Below are 1,850 nucleotides of genomic sequence, written 5' to 3'. Positions count from 1 at the left end.
GCCAGACGGCGACGCTGAGAATGGCCGCCACACCAGCGGCCAGAAAGAAGGCGCGGAATCCGAGCGCGAGGACGGGGAGGGCGTTGAGACGGGAGATGACGACCATGCGGAGCGGGGCCGGTTGGCGGCTGGCGCGAAGCGTTCGTGCAGGTTAGCCGCCGCGCCAGCCGCGGGCCTTGATGCCGGTCAAACGGCGGGGCGCACCCCGCCGTGAGATGGATGGCGACCCCTGTCCTCAATGCTCACCCTTGGTCCGCAGCAGCCCCGCCAGGCGATTGCCCTGCTTTTGCGGTCCGCCGCGCGGAAAGATCTGATGGAGGTAGCGATTGCTGCCGCGCTCGCGCCCCCAGACGTTGCGGAAGTGAATGATCATGTCGCGCACCGTCGTCTGGATGCCGTTGCGGGCGAAGCGGGCGCGCAGGAAGCGGATCACTTCCCAATGCTCCTCGGTCAGCACCAGTCCCTCCTGATTCGCCAGGGCGCGCGCGAAGTCTTCCGACCAGTCCGAGGGATCGACCAGATAGCCCTCGCTGTCGGTCAGGATGGCACGTTCGCCGACCTGCAGCGCGCGGGTCGTCATGCTCGGGTAGGCGTTGCTGCCCGCCGGGAACTCGCCGGGGAGTCCGCGCGAGTCCCGCTCGGATTGGGTGATGGACCACAGCTCGATCGGGATCTCACCGTCGAGCCGGCCCTCGTAGCGCTCCACCCCGGAGACCAGGACCGTGCCGCTGCTCGGCGGCAGGTCGAAGCTGGCCACGCCCGCGCGGTCGGTCAGCACCGGCGGCGTCTCGCTCCCGTCCGCGTCCAGGCGCAGCACGACAGGGGTGCGCTTCAGCGGCTCATGGGTGGCTTTCATGGAAATTCTGACTGCGATCATCGTCTCATCTCCGACGGTTACGACATCCCACGGCTCGGTGAGCGGCGGTCCGCCCCGAGCCCACACTGACTCAGATGGGATCAAAGTAACGGCGATCGTGATCAAAGAAAAACGAAAGTTATCGCTGTTTGGTATCGGAATTATCGATACAATCAGGCGCCCGACGTTGAGGACAGGGTATGGACATCGACCAGATCAAGACCTTTCTCGCGGTCGCCGCCCACGGGAGCTTCCTGGAGGCCGCCGAGCGGGTGCATGTCACCCAGTCGACGGTGAGCGCGCGCATCCAGAACCTGGAGAAGGGGCTCGGCGCGCGGCTGTTCGTGCGCAACCGCTCGGGTGCCAGCCTGACCCCGGCCGGCCAACGCTTCCTGCGCCACGCCAAGACCCTGCTGCTCACCTTCGAGCAGGCGCGTCACGACGTCGGCCTGCCGAGCCGCTTTCGCGCCAGCCTGACGATCGGCGCGCGCATCGCGCTCTGGGACGACTTCCTCCCGCGCTGGGCCGGGCGCATGCGCGCCTCCGCGCCGGACATCTCGCTCAATACCGAGATCGGCTTCGAGGAGGACCTGATGCGCCGCATCATCGCCGGGACCATGGATCTGGCCTTGATGTACAGCCCCCAGCAGGGCGCCGGCATCCAGGTCGAGCACCTGTTCGACGAGACCCTGATCCTGGTGGGCAGCGACCCGGCCCAGCCCGCGCTGGACGACGGCTATGTCTATGTCGACTGGGGACCGACCTTCTACGCCCAGCACCTCAGGGTCTATCCGGACCTGGAGCGGCCCGCCCAGACCGCCAACATCGGCTGGCTGGGATTGCAGTTGATCCTCGCCAACGGCGGCAGCTGTTTCGTGCCCGAGCGGGTCGCCGCCAGCTATCTGCGCGGCGGCTGTCTGCATCGGATCGATGGCGCCCCGACGCTGACCCTGCCGACCTATTGCGTCTATCCGGGCGACAGCGACTCCACCGA

2 protein-coding genes are annotated in these 1,850 nt (G+C 67.4%); one reads left to right on the top strand and one right to left on the bottom strand.

Annotation, left to right across the window (positions count from 1 at the left end):
* Positions 1 to 235 precede the first annotated feature (235 nt).
* The gene (locus tag CKO23_RS24795) at positions 236 to 877 is read right to left on the bottom strand and encodes a TusE/DsrC/DsvC family sulfur relay protein (RefSeq protein ID WP_200336214.1); all 642 of its coding nucleotides are present in this window, start codon (positions 875 to 877) and stop codon (positions 236 to 238) included.
* Between the two features lie 179 nt (positions 878 to 1,056).
* Here CKO23_RS24795 and CKO23_RS24790 point away from each other — a divergent pair.
* Positions 1,057 to 1,850 (top strand): LysR family transcriptional regulator (locus CKO23_RS24790; protein ID WP_200336213.1); only part of this gene is annotated, 794 nt, incomplete at its 3' end.

This window comes from Thiocystis violacea, from assembly GCF_016583565.1.
In the GTDB taxonomy this organism is placed as follows: Bacteria; Pseudomonadota; Gammaproteobacteria; order Chromatiales; family Chromatiaceae; genus Thiorhodococcus; species Thiorhodococcus violaceus_A.
Note: the sequence above shows the minus strand (reverse complement) of the source record. Positions and strands in the feature narration are given on the sequence as shown.